General features: G+C 37.3%; 21 protein-coding genes and 1 pseudogene. 3 read left to right on the top strand and 19 right to left on the bottom strand.

The annotated features are described in order from the left end of the window. Positions 1 to 19: 19 nt before the first annotated feature. From ABH902_RS08535 to ABH902_RS08515, 5 genes are all read right to left on the bottom strand, one after another. Positions 20 to 1903 (bottom strand): penicillin-binding transpeptidase domain-containing protein, encoded by a 1884-nt coding sequence (locus ABH902_RS08535; RefSeq protein ID WP_404590291.1) that lies wholly within the window; start codon positions 1901 to 1903, stop codon positions 20 to 22. After that, positions 1903 to 2307, bottom strand: a complete 405-nt coding sequence (gene ftsL, locus ABH902_RS08530; RefSeq protein ID WP_404590290.1) for a cell division protein FtsL — start codon at positions 2305 to 2307, stop codon at positions 1903 to 1905. Before ftsL ends, ABH902_RS08535 begins: the two co-directional genes overlap by 1 nt. Before the next feature lie 20 nt (positions 2308 to 2327). Beyond that, complete coding sequence (rsmH, locus tag ABH902_RS08525) at positions 2328 to 3278, bottom strand: 16S rRNA (cytosine(1402)-N(4))-methyltransferase RsmH (protein WP_404590289.1); 951 nt, start codon at positions 3276 to 3278, stop codon at positions 2328 to 2330. A gap of 13 nt (positions 3279 to 3291) precedes the next feature. Continuing rightward, positions 3292 to 3723 carry a division/cell wall cluster transcriptional repressor MraZ gene (gene mraZ / locus ABH902_RS08520; RefSeq protein ID WP_154774396.1) on the bottom strand — a complete coding sequence of 144 codons (432 nt, stop codon included), beginning with the start codon at positions 3721 to 3723 and terminating at the stop codon, positions 3292 to 3294. 245 nt (positions 3724 to 3968) lie between these two features. Continuing rightward, positions 3969 to 4337 (bottom strand): DUF3397 domain-containing protein, encoded by a 369-nt coding sequence (locus ABH902_RS08515; RefSeq protein WP_404590288.1) that lies wholly within the window; start codon positions 4335 to 4337, stop codon positions 3969 to 3971. Between the two features lie 186 nt (positions 4338 to 4523). On the opposite strand from ABH902_RS08515, the gene ABH902_RS08510 reads away from it, so the two are divergent. Then, the gene (locus tag ABH902_RS08510) at positions 4524 to 5480 is read left to right on the top strand and encodes a magnesium transporter CorA family protein (protein ID WP_404590287.1); all 957 of its coding nucleotides are present in this window, start codon (positions 4524 to 4526) and stop codon (positions 5478 to 5480) included. A 71-nt stretch (positions 5481 to 5551) separates the two neighbouring features. Further along, positions 5552 to 5662 (top strand): DUF4044 domain-containing protein, encoded by a 111-nt coding sequence (locus ABH902_RS08505; protein ID WP_404590286.1) that lies wholly within the window; start codon positions 5552 to 5554, stop codon positions 5660 to 5662. A gap of 84 nt (positions 5663 to 5746) precedes the next feature. Here the strand turns inward: ABH902_RS08505 and recN are convergent, their stop codons facing one another. The 14 genes from recN to ABH902_RS08435 all read right to left on the bottom strand — a co-directional run bounded on the left by recN (position 5747) and on the right by ABH902_RS08435 (position 19205). Further along, on the bottom strand, positions 5747 to 7435 hold the full coding sequence (gene recN, locus ABH902_RS08500) for a DNA repair protein RecN (RefSeq protein WP_404590285.1): 1689 nt from the start codon (positions 7433 to 7435) through the stop codon (positions 5747 to 5749). An 18-nt stretch (positions 7436 to 7453) separates the two neighbouring features. Beyond that, the gene (locus tag ABH902_RS08495) at positions 7454 to 7903 is read right to left on the bottom strand and encodes an arginine repressor (RefSeq protein ID WP_404590284.1); all 450 of its coding nucleotides are present in this window, start codon (positions 7901 to 7903) and stop codon (positions 7454 to 7456) included. 180 nt (positions 7904 to 8083) lie between these two features. Then, the gene (locus ABH902_RS08490; RefSeq protein WP_404590283.1) at positions 8084 to 8896 is read right to left on the bottom strand and encodes a TlyA family RNA methyltransferase; all 813 of its coding nucleotides are present in this window, start codon (positions 8894 to 8896) and stop codon (positions 8084 to 8086) included. A gap of 13 nt (positions 8897 to 8909) precedes the next feature. Beyond that, positions 8910 to 9800 (bottom strand): polyprenyl synthetase family protein, encoded by an 891-nt coding sequence (locus tag ABH902_RS08485; RefSeq protein WP_404590282.1) that lies wholly within the window; start codon positions 9798 to 9800, stop codon positions 8910 to 8912. After that, the gene (locus ABH902_RS08480) at positions 9797 to 10036 is read right to left on the bottom strand and encodes an exodeoxyribonuclease VII small subunit (RefSeq protein ID WP_404590389.1); all 240 of its coding nucleotides are present in this window, start codon (positions 10034 to 10036) and stop codon (positions 9797 to 9799) included. Before ABH902_RS08480 ends, ABH902_RS08485 begins: the two co-directional genes overlap by 4 nt. 3 nt (positions 10037 to 10039) lie before the next feature. Continuing rightward, the gene (gene xseA, locus ABH902_RS08475; RefSeq protein ID WP_404590281.1) at positions 10040 to 11377 is read right to left on the bottom strand and encodes an exodeoxyribonuclease VII large subunit; all 1338 of its coding nucleotides are present in this window, start codon (positions 11375 to 11377) and stop codon (positions 10040 to 10042) included. 9 nt (positions 11378 to 11386) lie between these two features. Next, positions 11387 to 12232 carry a bifunctional methylenetetrahydrofolate dehydrogenase/methenyltetrahydrofolate cyclohydrolase gene (locus ABH902_RS08470; protein ID WP_404590280.1) on the bottom strand — a complete coding sequence of 282 codons (846 nt, stop codon included), beginning with the start codon at positions 12230 to 12232 and terminating at the stop codon, positions 11387 to 11389. Between the two features lie 158 nt (positions 12233 to 12390). Next, a complete protein-coding gene (locus ABH902_RS08465) occupies positions 12391 to 12729 on the bottom strand; it encodes a ribonuclease G (protein WP_404590279.1) in 339 nt (112 codons plus the stop codon). A gap of 135 nt (positions 12730 to 12864) precedes the next feature. Continuing rightward, a complete protein-coding gene (locus ABH902_RS08460) occupies positions 12865 to 14199 on the bottom strand; it encodes an amino acid permease (RefSeq protein ID WP_404590278.1) in 1335 nt (444 codons plus the stop codon). A gap of 382 nt (positions 14200 to 14581) precedes the next feature. Beyond that, a complete protein-coding gene (locus tag ABH902_RS08455) occupies positions 14582 to 14965 on the bottom strand; it encodes a hypothetical protein (RefSeq protein ID WP_404590277.1) in 384 nt (127 codons plus the stop codon). 16 nt (positions 14966 to 14981) lie between these two features. After that, a complete protein-coding gene (locus ABH902_RS08450) occupies positions 14982 to 15161 on the bottom strand; it encodes a hypothetical protein (RefSeq protein WP_404590276.1) in 180 nt (59 codons plus the stop codon). Between the two features lie 278 nt (positions 15162 to 15439). After that, positions 15440 to 15739, bottom strand: coding sequence for a hypothetical protein (locus ABH902_RS08445; RefSeq protein WP_404590275.1), 300 nt, complete (start codon positions 15737 to 15739; stop codon positions 15440 to 15442). 322 nt (positions 15740 to 16061) lie between these two features. Further along, positions 16062 to 16436, bottom strand: coding sequence for a hypothetical protein (locus ABH902_RS08440; RefSeq protein WP_404590274.1), 375 nt, complete (start codon positions 16434 to 16436; stop codon positions 16062 to 16064). 15 nt (positions 16437 to 16451) lie between these two features. Continuing rightward, on the bottom strand, positions 16452 to 19205 hold the full coding sequence (locus ABH902_RS08435) for a hypothetical protein (protein WP_404590273.1): 2754 nt from the start codon (positions 19203 to 19205) through the stop codon (positions 16452 to 16454). 668 nt (positions 19206 to 19873) lie between these two features. Here ABH902_RS08435 and ABH902_RS08430 point away from each other — a divergent pair. Continuing rightward, positions 19874 to 20031, top strand: a pseudogene (locus tag ABH902_RS08430) (IS5/IS1182 family transposase); the annotation flags it as partial.

The following is a 20031-nucleotide window of genomic DNA, read 5'->3' as shown; positions in this document are numbered from 1 at the left end:
TTTTCCTTTTATTGAACATTTATTTAGCAGCGTCTGTAGTCGTCGCCTCTGTATCTGAATCATCCATCATCACTTTTTGCATTAATGGATTGGCAATTTCTGCCAATGCTTTGTTTGAATAGCTTTGAGGTTTTTGCATCGTTAAATACAAAATATATTCTGGATTATCTGCCGGAACCATTTCAACAACAGAATACGTATAATCCGTTAGCCCCTTCATATAGCCATCCTCACCAGTAATTTGGGCAGTTCCTGTTTTGGCTGCGACATGATAGCCAGGTACTTTGTAAATGTCGTAGGCAATGCCATAATTAGGATCTTCTACAGTATCAATCATATACGTCCGCACATCACTGGCTGTTTGTGTACTAAAGACAGGCTGTCCAACTTTTTCTGTTTGCGTTACTTCTTGTTTGCCAGTGTTAGGATCTACTACCTTACTGATAAACTGTGGCTTAGTCATAGAACCATCATTAGCAATCGCTGTAAAAGCCTGCATCATTTGAAAATTCGTTACATCGACCGCTTGACCGAAAGAAGACATTGCGCGATCGACCCAGTTATCTCCCGGCAGATTACCAGCAATTTCTCCCATTAAACCTGAATTAGTTGATTTACCAAAACCGAGTTTTTCCAAATAGCTTTTCCAAACGCCGCCAGACTGATCCATGTTTTGTTCCAAGGTCAGCATCCCCACATTACTTGACCAAGAAAGTGCTTGTCTAAAGGTTAATGGGCCAACCGCTCCAAAGTCATGGTCATTTACTTTTCTATCCTCTAACGGATAACCACCTGTAGGATAAGTGAAGGTCGCATTCGGGTTAAATTTCCCTTCTTGAATCGCTGCAGCCGTTGTGAAGACCTTCATTGTTGAGCCAGGTTCAAATTGACTTTCGACTAGAAGATTTTGCCAAGTGCCATCTTCGCCGCCCAAGCCTGCTTTGGTTTCCGGATTAAAGGACGGGCGTTGTGACATAGCAAGTATTTCCCCAGTTTTTGCTTTCATTAATACTGCTGTTAAGTTTTTAGGTTTGTATTCTTCTACCACCGGATCCAGCAAGGATTCTAATTTACTTTGAATCCGTACATCTAGCGTGGTATAGATATCTTTACCGTCAACGGCTTTCTTTTCGTCTGCTACGGTTCCGGGAAGCGGATTGCCGTTTACATCTTTTTCGTATTCGATTTTTCCGTCTTTTCCGCTCAACACATCATTATAAGATTCTTCAAGCCCCATCTTGCCGACCAAGCCTTTTGAGTCATCTTTAGCATCCGCCAAGCTAGTGTATCCGATAAAATGAGAAGCAAACACCCCATTTGGATAAATACGTGCCGGATGGCCTTCAAAGTAAAGACCAGCAACCTTATTTTTCTTCAGATCTGCTTCGATTTTTTGACGTTGTTCTAGGGTAATGTTCTTCCCTTTATTCCCGAATTCGACTTGAAATTGTACACTGCCGTCATCATGAACCCCTTTGTTCAAGTAGGTTAGGGCTTCTTCTTTGGACAGCTCTGTATTATCCGCAATAATTTGTGCTAGTACAGAAAAATCTTTTTGTTGCGCATAGAGTTTTTTATTATCTTCACCTAAATAAGTTTTAGATAAAATAGCATAGAGAGAATAAGAAGTAGCATCTTCTGCGATTACTTCGCCATTGCGATCCAAAATCGCGCCTCTTTTAGCTTTCACGACACTGCTACCTTGATACAAGGCAGCTGTTTTTTCCGACAGCGAAGTACCGGCTACTTTGCCGACTGCTACAATATAGGTTAATCTAAAGGCAAATAAAAAGAACAATCCAATACTCGTAGCAAATAAAATAATGCCTACTTTTTTACGATTGTTCATTGGATTTAAGTTCTTCTTTTTGACAAAATTCTTTATTTTATTTTGTATACTCATTATTTCACTTTCCTTATATTTTCAAGATGGTCAGAAAGACCTTGTTTCTTCGCGATCTCTTTGATACGGTCAGCTTTTGATAATTCGTTTTTTTGTTGCTCTAGTTTTAAAGCTGTTTCTTCTTTTTCTTGAATCGTTGTCTGTGTCTGAGTGATTTGATTTGTCATTTGAGTAATGGACGTACGGATTTGAATCGTGAGAACTGCTATACCAATAATCGCTACTAATAATAAAAAGCCAATTGTTTTTTCCATTAGAGAAATATTTCTCAGCTTTCTTTTAGGAGATTGGGGTAGATTGACATTTTTTTGAACTTTTTTAGGTTGGTTTTCAACTTCATTTGCCGGCTCATCCATTACCGGAATATCAAATTGAAAATCTTCCATTCTTTTTAACTCTGCCATTTCGGTACCCCTTTCTTCTATTATTTTAGCTTTTCAGCAATTCTTAGTTTAGCACTTCTTGAGCGATTATTTTCCGCCAACTCCGTCTCACTCGGTAAAATTGGCTTTCTGGTGATTACTTTTAAGGTTGGTTGAAACTCGTCAGGAATTACCGGTAATCCCGGCGGCAAATCCTGGATTGTACTATATTCTTTAAACATGCTTTTCACGATACGGTCTTCTAATGAGTGAAAGGTTATCACACTGATACGACCATTTTTTGCCAACAAAGCAATCGCTTGTTCTAATGATTCTTCTACAACTCTCAGTTCATCGTTGACTGCAATCCGAACGGCTTGGAAAATCCGTTTTGCCGGATGACCGCCTTTTCTTCTGGCTGGAGCCGGAATAGCTGCTTTGATGACTTCTACTAATTCCCCCGTGGTTTTGATTGGTTCCTTTGCACGAACACGTTCAATTTCTCGGGCAACCTGCTTGGAAAATTTTTCTTCCCCATAACGGAAAAAGATTTTCACTAATTCCTGATAACTATAATGATTAATGACTTCATAAGCAGAAAGCTCTGCGTCTTGATCCATCCGCATATCTAGCGGAGCATCCTGATGATAGCTAAAGCCTCGTTCTGCTTCATCCAATTGTGGAGATGAAACACCTAAATCATATAAAATACCATCAATTTTGTAAATTTCATGTTTCGCTAATTCTTCCTTAAGATGTCTGAAATTTGCCTTGATAAAAGTAACCATCCCTTTATCGACGTATTCTTTCAAACGCTGCGCTGCAAAATCCAACGCTCGCTGATCCTGGTCAAAGGCATATAGATGCCCTTTTTCGCTTAATTGCGAAAGCAAGTATTCACTATGACCTGCACCGCCTAATGTGCAATCGACATAAACACCGTCTGTTTTCACATGTAAGCCATCAACTGTCTCTTTCAATAAAACAGTGTAATGTTGAAAATCCTTCGTCATAATGTTCCTCTTTCTAAAAACCAAAATCAATCATTGTTTCTGCAATGTCGTCAAAATTTTCTTCGGCTTCAGTAGAAAATTCCTGCCAGCGTGCTTCATCCCAAATCTCAATTCGGTTTGAAACGCCAATAATGACACAAGATTTTTCTAAACTGCCGTGCGTTCTAAGTGTAGCAGGAATGTTAATTCTGCCTTGCTTATCAATCTCACACTCGGTAGCAGCCGAATAAAAAAAGCGGACAAAGGTGCGGGCGTCTTTCTTAGCTAAGGGCATTTCTTTCAACTTTTCTTCTAGCTGCTCCCACTCGGACATGGGATAACCAAATAAACAGCCATCCAATCCTCTAGTTACCACAAATTTTTCGCCTAATTCCTCACGAAATTTTGCTGGTACGATGAGGCGGCCTTTGGCATCTATATTATGTTGAAATTCACCCATAAACATAGCCAATATTCCCCACTTTTCCACTTGATAGAAACAGTCTACCACATCCTACCACTTTCTACCACAAAAAATGAAAAATCTTCTGCCATTTAATTGTTATTTAAAAACTTTGTAACATTTCTTCTTAATTTACTTGTGCATACAAGAGCTCAAAACCCTTTATTTGATAGAATTTATTGAATAAATATCATTAGTTCTTTAAATAAGAGTTTTAAAATTATTACAAAAAATAAAATCAAGCAGACTTACAAATAATGCGCCATATTTAATAAAATCAACGCGACATACATAATCAAGCTCAATAGAAATACGATTCGCCAAAACATCTTAAAATATCTGCCGTAAAGAATCTCTCCGTAGTAGTATGCTTGGAATATTGCTACGCAAATTCCTAATAATAAAACGGAAATAATCATATAAGGAACAATTGATTGTCCATAACTATCTTTTGATAATTCATTCAACCCAATAAATAAAAAGGGAATGGAGATATCCGGCGCTTTTATCTTAAAACGTTCTGTCAACGAAAACGTTGAAATAATATAATTACACGCGAATAGAACAACAACTGGAAAAACATACCAAAATAACATAATGATTGAAAACGACATCATTTACTAACAATTCCTTTCATAACACACTTAGTTAACTATACTTCATTTACTTTACATAGATGTTTCAGTTCGTTTAAAAGTTCGTGCTTAAATAATACTTGTTTTCCAAGGGTTTTATTAGCCCAAAATTGACCAACTACATTATAATTATGTTTAGTAAACACTTATTAAAAATGAGGTGGCGTTTTGATTAATTATTTAAAATTAGACAATGATCATTTTGTTTCTTCTGAAACAGATACTGAGGACACGTTGTGGCTCGCGGTAGAACAGCCTTCAGAAGAAGAAATCAATCATCTGGTCACAACTTATAAACTTCCTAAAGATTATATCACAGGTGTACTGGATGAGAGTGAAAATTCCCGTGTGGAAGGCTTGCACCAAAACGCGTTGGAAGAACCTGCGTTATTGCTGCTGCAATATCCTCATGCTACTGTCAGCCCTAGCGGCTACAAACAATTGAATACACTGCCCTTTGCTATTATTCTGACAACGGACGGAAAGGTTATTACTGTGGTCAATCGATCGACTGATTTTCTAAAGCATGTATTCGCTAGAGCTATTCCGGATAATCATTTATCTATTCAAGAAACCTTAGTATTATACCTCTCTTGGCAGGTTGCTATTTCTTATAATTATTTTCTAAAAGAGCTGATTAAACAAACAGATAAGCTGGAAGGCGAATTGAAAGTTTCGACAGAAAATAGTCAGCTCTATCAAATGATGGATATCCAAAAAGGCCTTGTCTATTTTGAATCCGCTATTGACTCAAATTTACAGGTAATGAATTTATTGTATGGAGCTAAAATCTTTAAAAATCCTAGAACTCATCTGCCAAGGTTACACGATATTTTAATTGAAATGCAGCAAGCTGCCACGACGACACAAATTCAGCTGAAGCTAGTAGATAAAATCACGGACACTTTTTCAGCCATTGTTTCAAACAACTTGAATAATGTTATGAAAATCTTAACCTCTTTAACGATTGTTTTAACCATTCCAACAATTATCGGCGGAATCTTTGGCATGAACGTTAAATTACCGTTTGCAGATCGGGATGATGCGTTTTGGTGGATCTTTGTCATTACAACTGCAACGTGTATTTTTGTCACCCGCAAGTTAAAAAAACGTAACCTTCTATGAAAATTTTAGTTGCCGTTTTTCAGAAAAGGTTGTACACTAAAGAAAGCAAAAAATAAGGAAGTGTGTAATCAATGAACGATAAAAAGACCAGTACCTTTTCTAAGGTGACTAAAGTCGTTGTATGGTTGATGCTGATTGCGATCGTCGGCTCAACAATTTTGACTGCCATTATGAACATGTAACAACAAAATAAACAACAGAATAATCACTCGGGCTTTTGTTAAAAGCTTGAATGAAGATTCTGTTGTTTTTTATTTATCAAAAAATTAATGACGTTCTTTTCCCGCCATGCTTAATAATTCTTCGGCATGCTCAACGGTTAACTTGGTAATTTCGCTGCCTGAAAGCATGCGGGCAATTTCTGTCACGCGCTCTTCCTGTTTTAAACGACGAACCTTGGTTTCCGTCCGTTCGCCTACAATTTCTTTTTCAATGAAGTATTGATAATCAGCAACGGCTGCTACTTGCGGCAGATGAGTAATACATAATACCTGTGAATTTTCCGAAATTTGGTAGATCTTGTCAGCAATCGCTTGCGCCACACGACCGCTCACGCCCGTATCCACTTCGTCAAATACGATACTTGTAATCCCCTGCGATTTTGAAAAAATTGTTTTTAGAGCCAGCATCACTCGTGAAAGCTCCCCACCGGATGCCACCCGCACCAGCGGTTTTAACGGTTCGCCGGGATTCGTTGTAATATAAAATTCCACTTGATCCAAGCCCTCTTCTGTAAACTGATCCTTCGGCAGCTCAGTAAAGCGCACGTCAAATTCTGTCCGCTCCATGTATAATTCCTTTAATTCATGAAGAATATTCTTCTCAAGCTGTTCCGCTACCTTTTTTCTCATTTCACGTAATTGCAGCCCATGCTTAATGACTTGGTTTTTCTTTTCAATTAAAAGAGATTCCAGCTCGCCGGTCTTCCCTTCTAAAAAGTCCGCATCTGCCAGCTCCCGCGTAATTTCTTGATAGTAAGCTAGGATCGTTTCGATGGACTCACCGTATTTCCGCTTCATTTGGCGAATCAGCTCTAAGCGATTTTCGACTTCATTCAAACGATTCTCATCCAGCTCCAAACTATCAATATTTCTGGCTAAATCCGCACTTGCTTCCTGCAAAAGATAATAGCTGTTTTGAACCGCTTCTGAAATCGCCTTATATTCTGGATCCAAGGACTCAATGGACTGCAGTTCATTCATCGCATAGCCAATTTTATCCAAGCTGCTGTCACTTTCACCATTAATTGCACCGTAGCTGATCGCCAGTGCATCCGCAATTTTTTGGAAGTTTCCCAATTTATTGCGTTCTTCCAGCAGTTGCTCTTCCTCGCCTACAACTAGCTGTGCGCCGGCAATTTCATCACTTTGAAACTGCAGCATATCCATCCGCTGCGCGAATTCTTTTTCATTTTTTTGGCGATTTCTAACCTTCGTTGCAATCATACGGTATTCAGAATAACTGTTTTCGTATTGTTCTTTACGCTTAAGCAATTCTTTGCCACCGAAATCATCCAACATATGAATATGTCTTTCACTTTGCATCAATTCCTGATGCTCGTTTTGTCCGTGAATATCAACAAGAAACTCACCGATTTTGCGCAAATTCGCAATATTAATAATTCGGCCATTCACGCGACAGACATTTTTCCCCGAAGCAGAAATATCCCGCTGAATGACCAAGGCATCATCATCTCGTTCAATCCCCAGCTCTTCTAGCAGGTTAATCAATTCCTGATTTTTCGGCATGGTAAACAAGCCTTCCAACGTGCATTTTGACGCTCCCTGACGAATATAATCGCTGGAGCCTCTACCACCGGTTAATAAGCCCATCGCATCAATAATGATTGATTTTCCAGCACCTGTTTCTCCAGTAAGAACAGTCATGCCCATTTGAAATTCTAATTGTAAAGAAGAAATAATAGCAAAGTTTTTTACTGAAAGTTCTTGCAACATGCGTTTATTCACCTCAATTTATAAATATCGGAAAAATTCATTTTTTAAAAATTCAGCATCGTTCTCAGTTCGAGCAATAATCAACACACTGTCATCATCATTGATTGCCGCAAACACGATTTCCTTGTATTGGCGTTTGATCAATGTCGAAACAGCCGCTGCATTCCCTGGTATAGTACGCAAAATAACCTGCTTTTCCATTTGATCAACGGAAACAAATGCATCTTTTAATAATTTTTCAAGTTTTACAGAGGTTGCTTCCTTGGTTTCAGCCGGCATACTATAACGATAACCGCCTTCTGCTGAAGGAACCTTAATCAGCTTCATTTCTTTAATATCACGAGAAATCGTCGCTTGTGTTACTTCCACGCCTTTTTCCTGTAAATAAGTAACAAAGTCCTCTTGTTTTTGTATATTTTTATCCGCTAACAGTCGGGTAATCAGACGATGCCGATCTTTTTTTCTCATGTTCCATGACTCCTTTTCCTGGTGAAACCGTAGTCGTTAGAGGTGCATTCCTCCAGCTTTTGAAATAAGACACAGGTTCTCAGCTATTTCCACTTTATCATAGCGTATTTTTATTCAATTTGAAAGAATAAAAAACAAGATTAAAGCAAAGGACTTTTCACTTCACCTCAATCTTATTCCTTAATTTTTAAGTTTTTCATGTGCCGCAGCGACAACCTCATCAATCCTTGTAGAAAGATCCCGGTCTTCACTTTCAGCTAAAGTAAGCTGGGTCAAAAATTCAATATTGCCTTCACCGCCGGTAATTGGCGAATAATCCAAGCCGCTGACTGTATAGCCCTGCGCCTGTGCAAACGTCAAAATATCTTTCAAGACCAGCTTATGGACGTCCGGATCCCGCACGATGCCTTTTTTCCCAACCAGCTCCTTGCCGGCTTCAAACTGTGGCTTGATAAGCGCAATCACTGTACCGTTGGGCTTCAAAATCTTTTTAAGCGGCGGTAAAATAAGCTTCAATGATATGAAGGAAACATCGATTGTCGCCATATCAGGAGTGCCTTCCTTAAAATCCTCCGGAACGCTGTAGCGGAAATTGGTCCGCTCCATCACAACCACGCGCGCATCCTGACGGATTTTCCAAGCCAGCTGATTATAGCCAACATCCAGCGCATAGCTTAAACGCGCGCCATTTTGCAGCGCAACATCGGTGAAGCCGCCGGTAGATGCCCCAATATCCAGCATCGTTTTCCCAGCTACATCGATCTGAAATACCTTTAACGCTTTTTCCAGCTTAAGGCCGCCGCGCGAAACATATGGAAGTGATTGTCCTTTGATTTGAAGTGGTGTTTCCACAAAAATTTTTTCTCCCGGTTTGTCCAGCCGTTCATTTTTATCATTATAAACTAAGCCAGCCATTACCGCTCGCTTCGCCTTTTCTCTTGTTTCAAATAATCCTTGATTAAACGCTAAAACATCTACACGCTCTTTTTTCATAAGGGCCTTCTTTCTATGATAAACGCAGCTGTTCTAATAGTTCTTGTAATAACTCCGGTTGAAAATCACTGCTGGTTTGTTTAATTTCTTCTATGATTGCCATGCCGCACGTCAGTTGTTCCTCCAAAGCTGCCTTAGCTCCTGTTAAGCCCAATAACGCAGGATAGGTACTTTTATGCAGCGCTGCATCCCGGCCGACCTGCTTTCCTAGCACTGCTTCTGAGCTGGTGGCATCCAGCAAGTCATCTTTGATTTGAAAGGCTAAGCCTAAATGCTTGGCAAATGTGCCCAACAACTCCACAATCACTTCAGGCTGTTGGGCCAAAATACCGCCCGCTAAAAGTGCAAATTCGATCAATGCCCCAGTTTTCTTTTCGTGAACCTCTACTAATTCTTCTAATGACAAGGAACGCTCTTCACCCTGCAAATCGCCCGCCTGACCTGCGACCATTCCTTGAGTCCCAGCCGCTTTACTTAACAGTTGAATCAACAAGATCTTCTGATCTGCCTGCAGTCGGCTCAGCGACAACAGCTGAAAAGCGGCCGTAAGCAGACCGTCACCGGCCAAAATCGCCTGTGCTTCGCCGTAAACTTTGTGGTTCGTTGGTTTGCCACGTCTTAAGTCATCATCATCCATCGCTGGCAAATCATCATGAATCAGTGAATACGTATGAACCATTTCCAAGGCTGCACTGACTTGATAGTCTGCAACTTCTGCCTGCTTGTTAAACGAGTCGAGCACTGCCATAATTAAAAGTGGTCGAAATCGTTTACCGCCTGCTTGAATGGAATAAAGCATCGCTTCTTTCAGCAGGTCATTTGTTGTATATTCGTTAATGAAAGCTGCCATTTCTTTTTCAATAAGCGGAAGATGCTGCTCACGAAAATCAGCGAAGTCTTTCATTCGTTTTCCCCACTCTCTTCAAACGGGACTTCTTCATTATTCTTCATTACCTTAGCCAAAGTTTTTTCCGCATTTTCTAGCGTATCCTGACATTGTTTGCTTAAGGCCATTCCTTCCTGAAAGGCAGCCAAAGCTTCTTCTAAGGGAACATCGCCACGCTCAAGGCGTTGGACGATTTGCTCTAATTCAGTTAATGATTCTTCAAAGGTTTTTTCTACTGCTTTTTCTTTTGCCATCATTTACTCCTCTTCCGCTACTTGTTTGATTACAGCATCTACGACACCGTCGACATAATGTATACGAATTTCTTCATTTGTTTTAAGCTCTGCCACTGACTTAATCACTTGTTCCTCTTTTGTTGTATAACTATAGCCGCGCCCCATAATCTTTAATGGGCTTAACAAATCCAGTTGCTGAACGGCAGAGGTAAACTGCTTTTGCTTGTCTTTCATGTATTGCTCCATACGATCGGTTAACGACTTATTTAAATAGCTAAGCTGCTGCTTGCTTTCTCTAATCTGTCCTTTAGGAGAATATTGGCTGAATTGGTTTATGATTTCTTGTGCTGTCCGTTGCTTTTTATGGTAAACAGTTTCCATCGACTGAACCAACTGCTGCGTCATACGATCCAGCTTAATGGTCTGTCCTTCATACAAGCGCTCCGGCTGTTTAAAAACATAAGAATTTTTCAACCGCTGATAACGTTCTGTTTTTTGCTGCAGCTGATATAAAAAGCTTTGCTCCAAGCGTGTTTGCCAGTTATTAATGCGTACGAGCTCTTCCGTTAACACCGGTACAGCCAGCTCTGCCGCCGCGGTTGGTGTCGCTGCGCGAACATCGGCTACCATATCCGCAATTGTGACATCTGTTTCATGACCAACGGAAGAAATAATCGGCGTGTTCGCCTGATAAATTGCTCTAGCTACCTTTTCCTCATTAAACGGCCACAAGTCCTCAATCGAACCGCCGCCGCGCCCGATAATCATTGTATCAAATGTTCCCAACGCTTCTACCCGCTGAATATTCTCAACAATATTAGCCGCGGCCTGATCGCCCTGTACCAAGGTTGGAAATAGCACGATCTGCGCGATGGGATAGCGCCTTTTGACTGTCGTGATAATATCTCTAATCACAGCGCCGCTGGGACTGGTCACAACCGCAATGCGTTTCGGATATCTCGGTAATGTTTTTTTTGGCCCTTCAAAAAGCCCTTCTTTGCCTAATTTTTCCCGCAGTTCCGCCAACGCCTGATAAAGTGCTCCAACGCCGTCAGGTTCCATATGCTCAACATAAATCTGATAAGAGCCGCCACTCTCATAAAGAGAAATACGCCCGATAACCAGAACCTTCATGCCTTCTTTTGGCTGAAATCTCAGCTTTTGAAAAGCCGATTTGAACATAAGCGCAGAAATTTTCGCTCCGTCATCCTTCAAGCTAAAATATTGATGTGCATTGGGACGCAAGCGAAAATTAGAAATTTCACCGGTTAAATAAACGCGTTCCAGATATGGATCAGCATCGAATTTACGTTTTAAATATTTGGTTAAGGCCGTAACTGTTAAATATTGCTGCTCCATCTTCTCACCTTACTTTTGTTTTTTAGCTGCCGCCACTGTTTGATACATCAGCATCGTAATCGTCATTGGACCGACGCCCTTTGGTACTGGTGTAATATAATCTGCTATTTCAGCTACTTCATCAAATTTAACGTCACCGATTAATTTACCGTTGGCATCGCGATTCATGCCTACGTCAATTACGACTGCACCCGGTTTGACAAATTCCTTCGTCACAAAATGACCACGGCCAATCGCCACGACTAAGATATCTGCTTCTCTTGCGACAGCTGCTAAATCCGCTGTTTTAGAATGAGCAATGGTTACAGTAGCATCTTTCATCATCATAAGCTGTGCCATTGGTTTACCGACAATATTACTGCGACCAATCACCACCGCTCGTTTTCCAGCCAACTCAATATTGTATGCTTCAAACATTTTCATAATACCATAGGGCGTACATGGAATCATCGTTGGCTCACCGATCAACAGCTGGCCCATATTCATCGGATGAAACCCATCTACATCCTTTTTAGGATCAATAGCCAAAAGCACCTTTTCTTCATCAATGTGCTTAGGTAGCGGCAATTGAACTAAAATGCCATGAAAGGCGGAATCTTGATTATACTGTTGAATCAACGCAAGCAATTCTGCTTCTGAGATTGATTCCGGCAAACGTTCAATTTTAGAATGAATACCAATCTTTGCAGCGGCTAAGTCTTTGTTTTTTACATACGTTTGACTTGCCGGATTTTCACCTACTAATAATACGACAAGACCCGGGCGAATACCGTTTTTTTGAAGTTCGGCAACTTCCGTTTTGATTTGGTCCTGCATCTTATCAGCTAATTCACGACCGTTAATTAAGGCTTTCATGAACTCACTCCTCTTTTTATCTGTATAATATTCTTTTATTTTAGCATAATTTATCGACTCTTAACACACCCTAGTTATTCTACAATTATTTCAGTTCCACCAACATTTCACGATAAAGAAAATAGGATAGAGAGCATCTCTATCCTAAAAACGAATTATTAGTAGCTTGGGTATTGTTGAAAAATGTAACTAAAAAGGGTAACGGCTAAAACTATATAAAGAACAATAATAGCAATTGCTAGAATAAAACAGACAAACCCTGCTCTATTCCATGTTTTTTGTATTTCCTTAAATGTATCAATATCTTCTATTAGGAATTGGCCGCTTTGCCAAGCCCATTCATTTCCTTTAAATCCGCAAACAAATACCCATACAATATTAAATAGCGGAATTAAACAAAGTAAAGGTAAATAAGTTCTATTCCCAATCCCCCAGATAATATTGAACATAAAAGCTCCCCAATTCCAACCTTTTACTTCATTTGGTGTTTCTCCCATAAATATCACTCCTTATTATTAATTAACTTATTTAGTTTAACATAACTAGGAGTTAGCTTTAACCCTTTTCAAAAAAATTTTTTACTTTTTATCTAATTTAAACAAAATTTCTTCTAAACAAAACGAACTTTACACTTATTTTTTATTATTTTGCCTAGTCTGACGATAGTAGCTTAGAAAAATAATCGCATACAACACAGCTGTAAATCCAGTTACTGCAAGCGAATTTGTGACTAAAATACCGACAAACAGCAATAGCAGCGAAACTATGGCCAAACTCAAATAACATTTTCTGAAGAATTGTTTTTGTTTTATGGCTAATATTAATGCCGCCAGACTAATCAATAGCCAGATCAACAGGACTGTGTAGGAAAGAGAACCCGCCAAATACCCGAATAGTTTATCCCCTAGAAAATACGAAAGAACAACACCAAGATATAATGTACCGCTGCAAAACAGAATCGCTCTTTGCGGGACACTATTTTTATTCAAAGCGATAAATTTATGTTGCGCGTTCCCATTGTTGCTCAAGCGGAAATACAAAATCCGCGAAGAGGCATAGATTCCTGAATTTATCGAAGAAAACAAAGCTAAAATAATTACCAAATTAACGATATCTGACGCAAAAGGCAGATGGATCTTTTGAAAGACCATTACAAACGGGCTAACATTTGGATCAGCTAGCTGATTCCACGGATAAATAATCAACAAAAGAAACAATGGAATAATATAAAAAGCGGTAATTCGCGTCATGACCCCTCTAATAGCTTTAGGAATGGCTTTCTTAGGATTTTCTGCTTCACTGATCGTGATCGCCACCAACTCCGAGCCGCCATAGGAATAAATCACCACTAACAACGAATTGATAAATCCTTGAATACCATGTGGCGCAAAGCCGCCATGCGCTGTGATTTGACAGAAAGTCGGTAAAAAACCAAGCTGAAAAACTTGTGTACCCACCAAATATACACCAATCATAATCAACGCAATTACCACGCTGATTTTAGCCCAGGAAAGCCAATATTCAGTTTCTGCAAACAAACGCACCGAGAAGAGATTGATGGTTGTTGTCAAAAGAGCGAGTATCAAAACGAAAACCCATGCCGGTATATCGGGAAACCAAAGCTGCAAAAAACTGGCGGCGGCCACCGCTTCAGCAATAATATTGATCATCCACATCGACCAGTAGAGCCAATCAATAAAATCTGCAGTATGTAAACCAAGATAAGGCTGAACCAATCCCGAAAGACCATGCTGCTTTTGATCTTCTAAAACTAATTTGCCAAGACCTGTCATCACCATAAATAAAATAACACCACAAAAAATAAAAGCGAGTAATACCGAAGGTCCCGCTAAATCAATCGCTTCGCCGCTTCCTTTAAACAGACCTGCACCGATCGCTCCGCCTAGAGCCAGCATCGTGATATGTCTGGTTTTCATTTGTCTTTTCAATTGATTTTTTTCTTCCATAGGCTTCTCCTTCTTTCGCTACTAAGCATAAATGAAATCAATCAAAAAAATCTTTCTTTTTATAACTGATTTCAAAAGAAATTTGGCTCATCATCTCTATTCACAGATCATACACAGTCAGATATTCTAATGCAATCTAAAATTGAAAAAATAATCTTTTTTTTCTGAAAATTCTATCTTTTTCTAATTTTGTTCAGTTTTTTTGAAAAAAATGCTGTTTCGTGCATAAAGTTAAGGATTGAAAAAATACGAAAAAAATGTGAAACAAAAGCAAAAAATACTTTCGTTTCACACTATAAATTCTTGGCAGTTCTTTTAAATCAAAAATAATAGAACAAGACAGCTGCTTTTTGTCTATATTATTGACATCTATCCATAGTTATCAAACATCAACAATCTCTATCTTTTCTGATAAAACCCATCCACTTAACCCATAAGAAGAACCTAACACAAAATAATGCACATCCGCTTGTATTATTTTATCTTTTAAATCTTCTAATGTACTGTATCTTACAGGCCAGATCTTTCGTTTGGTACGATCCAATAAGTCTTTATTTCCTACAAAAAAGCTATCTACCGGTTTTTCTTCTAAATCAAAAATAATACTGTAAGGCATTTCGTTATCAAATTTATAAGCAAAAACACCAGAAAATATAATTTTCTTTTGTTTTGACTCAAGAGAGACATCTATTACGATTCTACTTTCTTTAAAATCAACGCTGTATCCATCTATTTCATAATCATGAATGTAATTAATATAATTCATTTGTTTCCTTTCTCCTTTAGTAATTTTTATCTTTTTGTCTTGGCGGATTCTTGCTCCAATCCCATTCATGCCCATGCGGAAAATCTTGTGAGGAATTAGGTTCCCCATCACCATCTAAACTTACATTTTCATTTTTATCATTCCGAATTACTTTGTGCTTTTTAGCTGGAAGTCCATCTTTTATTGCTTTATCCAATTCTGTACGTTCGATCTCACTATCAACTTTTAGCCAGTTTTCCGTATCAGTCTAAAAGCATTGTTAAGTTTAATTTGTATTAATTTGATACGTCGAATAATACAGTAGTTGTAGCTAAAAATCATCAACTACGACAACTCTTTGTTGTCATTATTACGGAGTAGGATCAGCTGCATACCAAGTGAATACATCCTCTAATTCTACATCTTCCATTTCTAACCAAGCAATATACAACATTATATTCTCAGCGTTAAGTAATTTCATTTCAATTCCATTATCTAGATATTATACAAAGCTCCTGAAAGTTCTTTTGTACCCATACTTAATTTCAAATTTTTATAATAGAAACTTATTAATTGAAGATCTTCCCTTGTTTCTACACAGGATTTCACTGGAAGATTATTAATAATAATTTTAACAGTACTATATTTCATTTTATTTAAATCCTCAATTACTCGAATCTCTATTCTTCTATCTACACTAAAAACTTTTGATTTTTTAATCAATTCTTTTTCCATATACTTAACTTCTTTTTCATCAATTAGAATTTTTAAATTTCCTATCGGTGTATGAAGCATCCCTTTCACCTTCCTTTGTACCTATTACTTTAAATATTGCTTGGGATTTACAGGATAACCATGAATATTTCCTTTTCCATCTATATGAACTCTCACGCCCGTTTCTCCATTTTGACCAACTGTTTTTCCGGTATCCCAAACCCTTGTTACATTAGGAAGTTGCTCTCCTTTAAGTTAACCTTCCTGCGTCTACCGGCGGAACATCCTCTACTCCAATGCATTGTACAATATCAAACCAACTGCGTATATTAGGTAATTGAACCTGAGCCATTGTTAAATATCTAACTGTATTATTTTTATTAATGACATCTATCCACAGTTATCACACTTCAACAATCTCTACTTTTTCTGCCAGAACCCATCCATTTAAACCGTAGGAAGAATCTAATACAAAATAGCGCACATTTGCCTGCTTTATTTTATCGTTCAAGTCTTCTAATGTATTGTATCTTACAGGCCACGCATACTTTTTATTTTGAGCTAGTAAATCTTTATTCTCCTTAAAAAAACTAACCATAGGCATTTCTTCTAAATCAGAAATACAACTATAAGGCATTTCTTCTTCAAATTTGTAAGTAAAAACACCAGAAAATATAATTTGCTTTTTTTGGGATTCAAGAGACACCTCCATCACTATCTTACTTTCTTTGAAGTCTATACTAAACCTATCTATTTCATAATCATGAATATAATTCATCTACTTTTCTCTCCCTTAGTCTTTTTTCTCTTTTTGTCTTGGCGGATTCTTGCTCCAATCCCATTCATGCCTATGCGGAAAATCATGTGTCCCATCGTCTGAGTGATTGTAATCTATGTCCTCTAAAGCTTTTCCATCAGCATCATAATATCTTCTTCGTTTTACTGAACCATCTGGATTTAATAAATCTTGTGAGGAATTAGGTTCCCCATCTCCTCTAAAATTTTTTTTCTCTTCATTTGGAATTACTTTGTGCTTTTTAGCTGGAAGACCATCTTTTATTGCTTTATCCAATTCTGTACGTTCGATCTCACTATCAATTTTTAGCCAGTTTCCCATATCAGGCAATTGAACCTGAGGCATTGTTAAATTTATATCTGTGCTATTCGTATTAATGACATATGCTGAATATACAGCTGCTGTAGCCAAAAAGGCAAGAAAAAGCAGATCATCAACTACTACAACTCTTTGTTGCGGACCTATTACTGGATTAAATAATGTCTTGTTGGCATAATAATTGTTTCGTCCGATATATTGCATGGATGAATTACGCGAGTTCGCTACTAATGGTTGATAGCCTATATTTGGCACATTAGCTTGTTGAAGCGTCGGCTGACGAAATAAATGATTACTTCCAAACAATTTGTCTAATTCATCATAATGAACCATAGAATTATTCCAAATTGTTGCCAATGTATTAGTTACTTCAACAGCTGTATTAGCTCCTGTTTTTTTATGATAGGGTTCATAAATTGTTGTTAACTGTTGACTAAAGCGATTATTTATATAAATATTTGTTCTTTCCGATGTCGTATCAACCGAAAGTCGATAATTAACAAAGGTACCCTTAGTCATTTGAAAGGTCGTATTTGAATTAATACCTGTTAATGATAGATAATAATCCCCAGCGGGCAAATCTAATATATCCGACATCTTATAATAGGTTAGCTCAAAATATTTTTGCCTTTGTTTATTGTATACCTTGAACGTTTTATATGCATTCCCTGTGGCATTAATATTTAAGCGAGTTGTTTCATTTAATGATAGAGAATAGTATTGATCTTTAGCTGTAGTTCGTCCTTCTTTGAAGAATTTCCAATCTCTAATTTCATTGTTTTTTTGAGCTACAAGTAAATCGATCTCTGATTCTCTGACAAGAGAAATTTCATTTTCTGTCCAAAAATTTAACCAGTTTAACAAATCATTTAAATCTTTTCCTTGATAAGTATCTTTTTCTTTATAATTCTTATAGAATATATAGTATTCTGGTTTGAATTGAAACTGTATGGCATTATTGGAATATCCACCAATATTTTCAGCTGTTCCCTTCTCTCCACCTAACTGTTCATAATAAACTCGATCAATTCCTTTTTTGTTAATATAGACATTACTATAGCTACTTGTACAGATACGTCTTGTGTAGGAATACTTTCCATCTTTAGATTTGATTAACAGATATAAATCATTCCGAGACAGCCAATGGCTGTTTCCACCAGAATAATAATCTTCACTTTTTACTAATTCTTGTGTGTAGTCAATTTTGGCTGGCTCAAAATTGATGCCAGTATTTTTTTCTCGCACATCAATTTCAATATCTATTGGAGTCGTTTTACGTACAAGAGAGATTTCGTTTTCTGTCCAAAAATTTAACCAGTTTAACAAATCATTTAAATCTTTTCCTTGGTAGGTATCTTTTCCTTTATAATCCTTATAAAATAAATAGTATTCTGGCCTAAATTGAAACTGTATAGCATTCTTGGAATATCCGCCAATATTTTCAGCTGTTCCCTTCTCACCACCTAACTGTTCATAATAAACTCGATCAATCCCTTCTTTGTTAATATAGACATTACTATAACTACTTGTACAGATACGTCTTGTGTAGGAATACTTTCCATCTTTAGATTTGATTAACAGATATAAATCATTCCGAGACAGCCAATGACTATTACTGCCTGAATAATAGTCTTGCCCCTTCACTAATCCTTGTGTATAGTCTATTTCTGCTGGCTCATACTTATTAACAATCTTTGTTTCCCTTTTAATAGATTTTGATAACTTAGGTACTACTTCTTGTGCCTGTATTTCCTTTTCTTCAGATGTCATAGTTTCCAGAGTGTCCGCTACTTCTGTTTGTATTTTCTCACTATCAACAGTTTCTGTCTCTTTCTTATCATCCTTAGTAATTGAATTTTCTTCTGTTTCTAATTCTAAGTAAAGATTTTTTGTATTAGATAAATTGATAGTAGATAAGTCGACTTGCCAAAACAACTGCTCAATCTCAGGCTCAGGCATTTGTGGCTCGGAAAAATTGTACATCCCTACATCGTCTTTTCCAATAATGTGATTGTCAACAGATGCTAGTATTAATGGTGTTGTCACCGTAGTCTCTAAACGACGAGATACGATTTCTTTTACTATCGATTCCTTTTCCAACTCATAGCAGTCTGATCTTGGCATGTAATGAACAAGTGCAGCTATATTTTTTTGAACCATGATTGGAAAATATGCTTCTTCAACTACTTCATCTTCTATTACTGAAAATAAAGCTATAGGTTCAAGAAGCGTATAATCTTGCTTGATAACTTCTGATTCTTTCAAAACTTCGCTTACCTTACTTTTATCAATTACCTTTTTCATTGTTGAATTGACTACATAAACTGGTGATGGCGTCTGACCATTCTTTTCCATGGCATATAACACTGATGGCATCAGTGTTTGACATAACATAACAAATATAATAATAATTTGAATTACTTTTTTCTTCATTTCACCAACCCCTTTAAAAAATTTAAAAAATACAGATCCATCATATCATAAAGTTAACTCAAAGTAACTCAAAAATATCTTTATGTAATTTTTAAAAATAAAAATCAAATTAAATGCAGATAAATCGCAAAAATAATTTTTATATGTTTTCTATTTTAAATAACAATTCTCTTTAAACACATATTTATATAACTACACAAAAAAACAAAATATGTATATTAATATTAAACTGAAAATAATCATCAATAAACTAAGTACTGTTTTGAACAGATAATAAAGGTTACTTTTATAAGAAAATTGTAGATTACTCCGTCATACTTACTTGCAAAAAATCTTCCTAACTCTTCAGAAGCGGGAGAGCTACTAAATGAACTCCTACGTTATTCTTTCACTTTTCTTCTGTATAGTGGCAGGGTAGCCAAATAGGTAAAAGCGTGGTAAAACAGAAGAAAAATGAATTTGATAGCTGTCTAGCTTTTGTCCCGTTGATAATCCATACTGGGATATTTTTTATATTAGAACGTACTAGCTCCTTTACCTAACTTTCATCAAAATAAAAAAGACTAAAATCATTCCGTTTTAACCTCAGACTGTAGACAAAGTCCAAAAAAGGGATGATGTCCACGTTTTTATTTCATATTTAATAGATAAGAAGCGTAGAAGAAATGATGTCAAAACACCCACTGAATGGAAGAGACCAATACATAATGATTTCCTTGGAAGAACTACTCCCAAAAGATCACTTGATTCGAAAAATAGATAAAGCAATCGATTTTTCCTTCATTTATCCAATTGTTGAATCAACTTATTCGACCTTAGGTCAACC

This window comes from Enterococcus sp. UD-01 (assembly GCF_044909655.1).
Taxonomy (GTDB): Bacteria; Bacillota; Bacilli; order Lactobacillales; family Enterococcaceae; genus Enterococcus_L.
The sequence above is the reverse complement of the archived record's forward strand: the minus strand, read 5'-3'. Positions and strand labels throughout refer to the sequence as shown.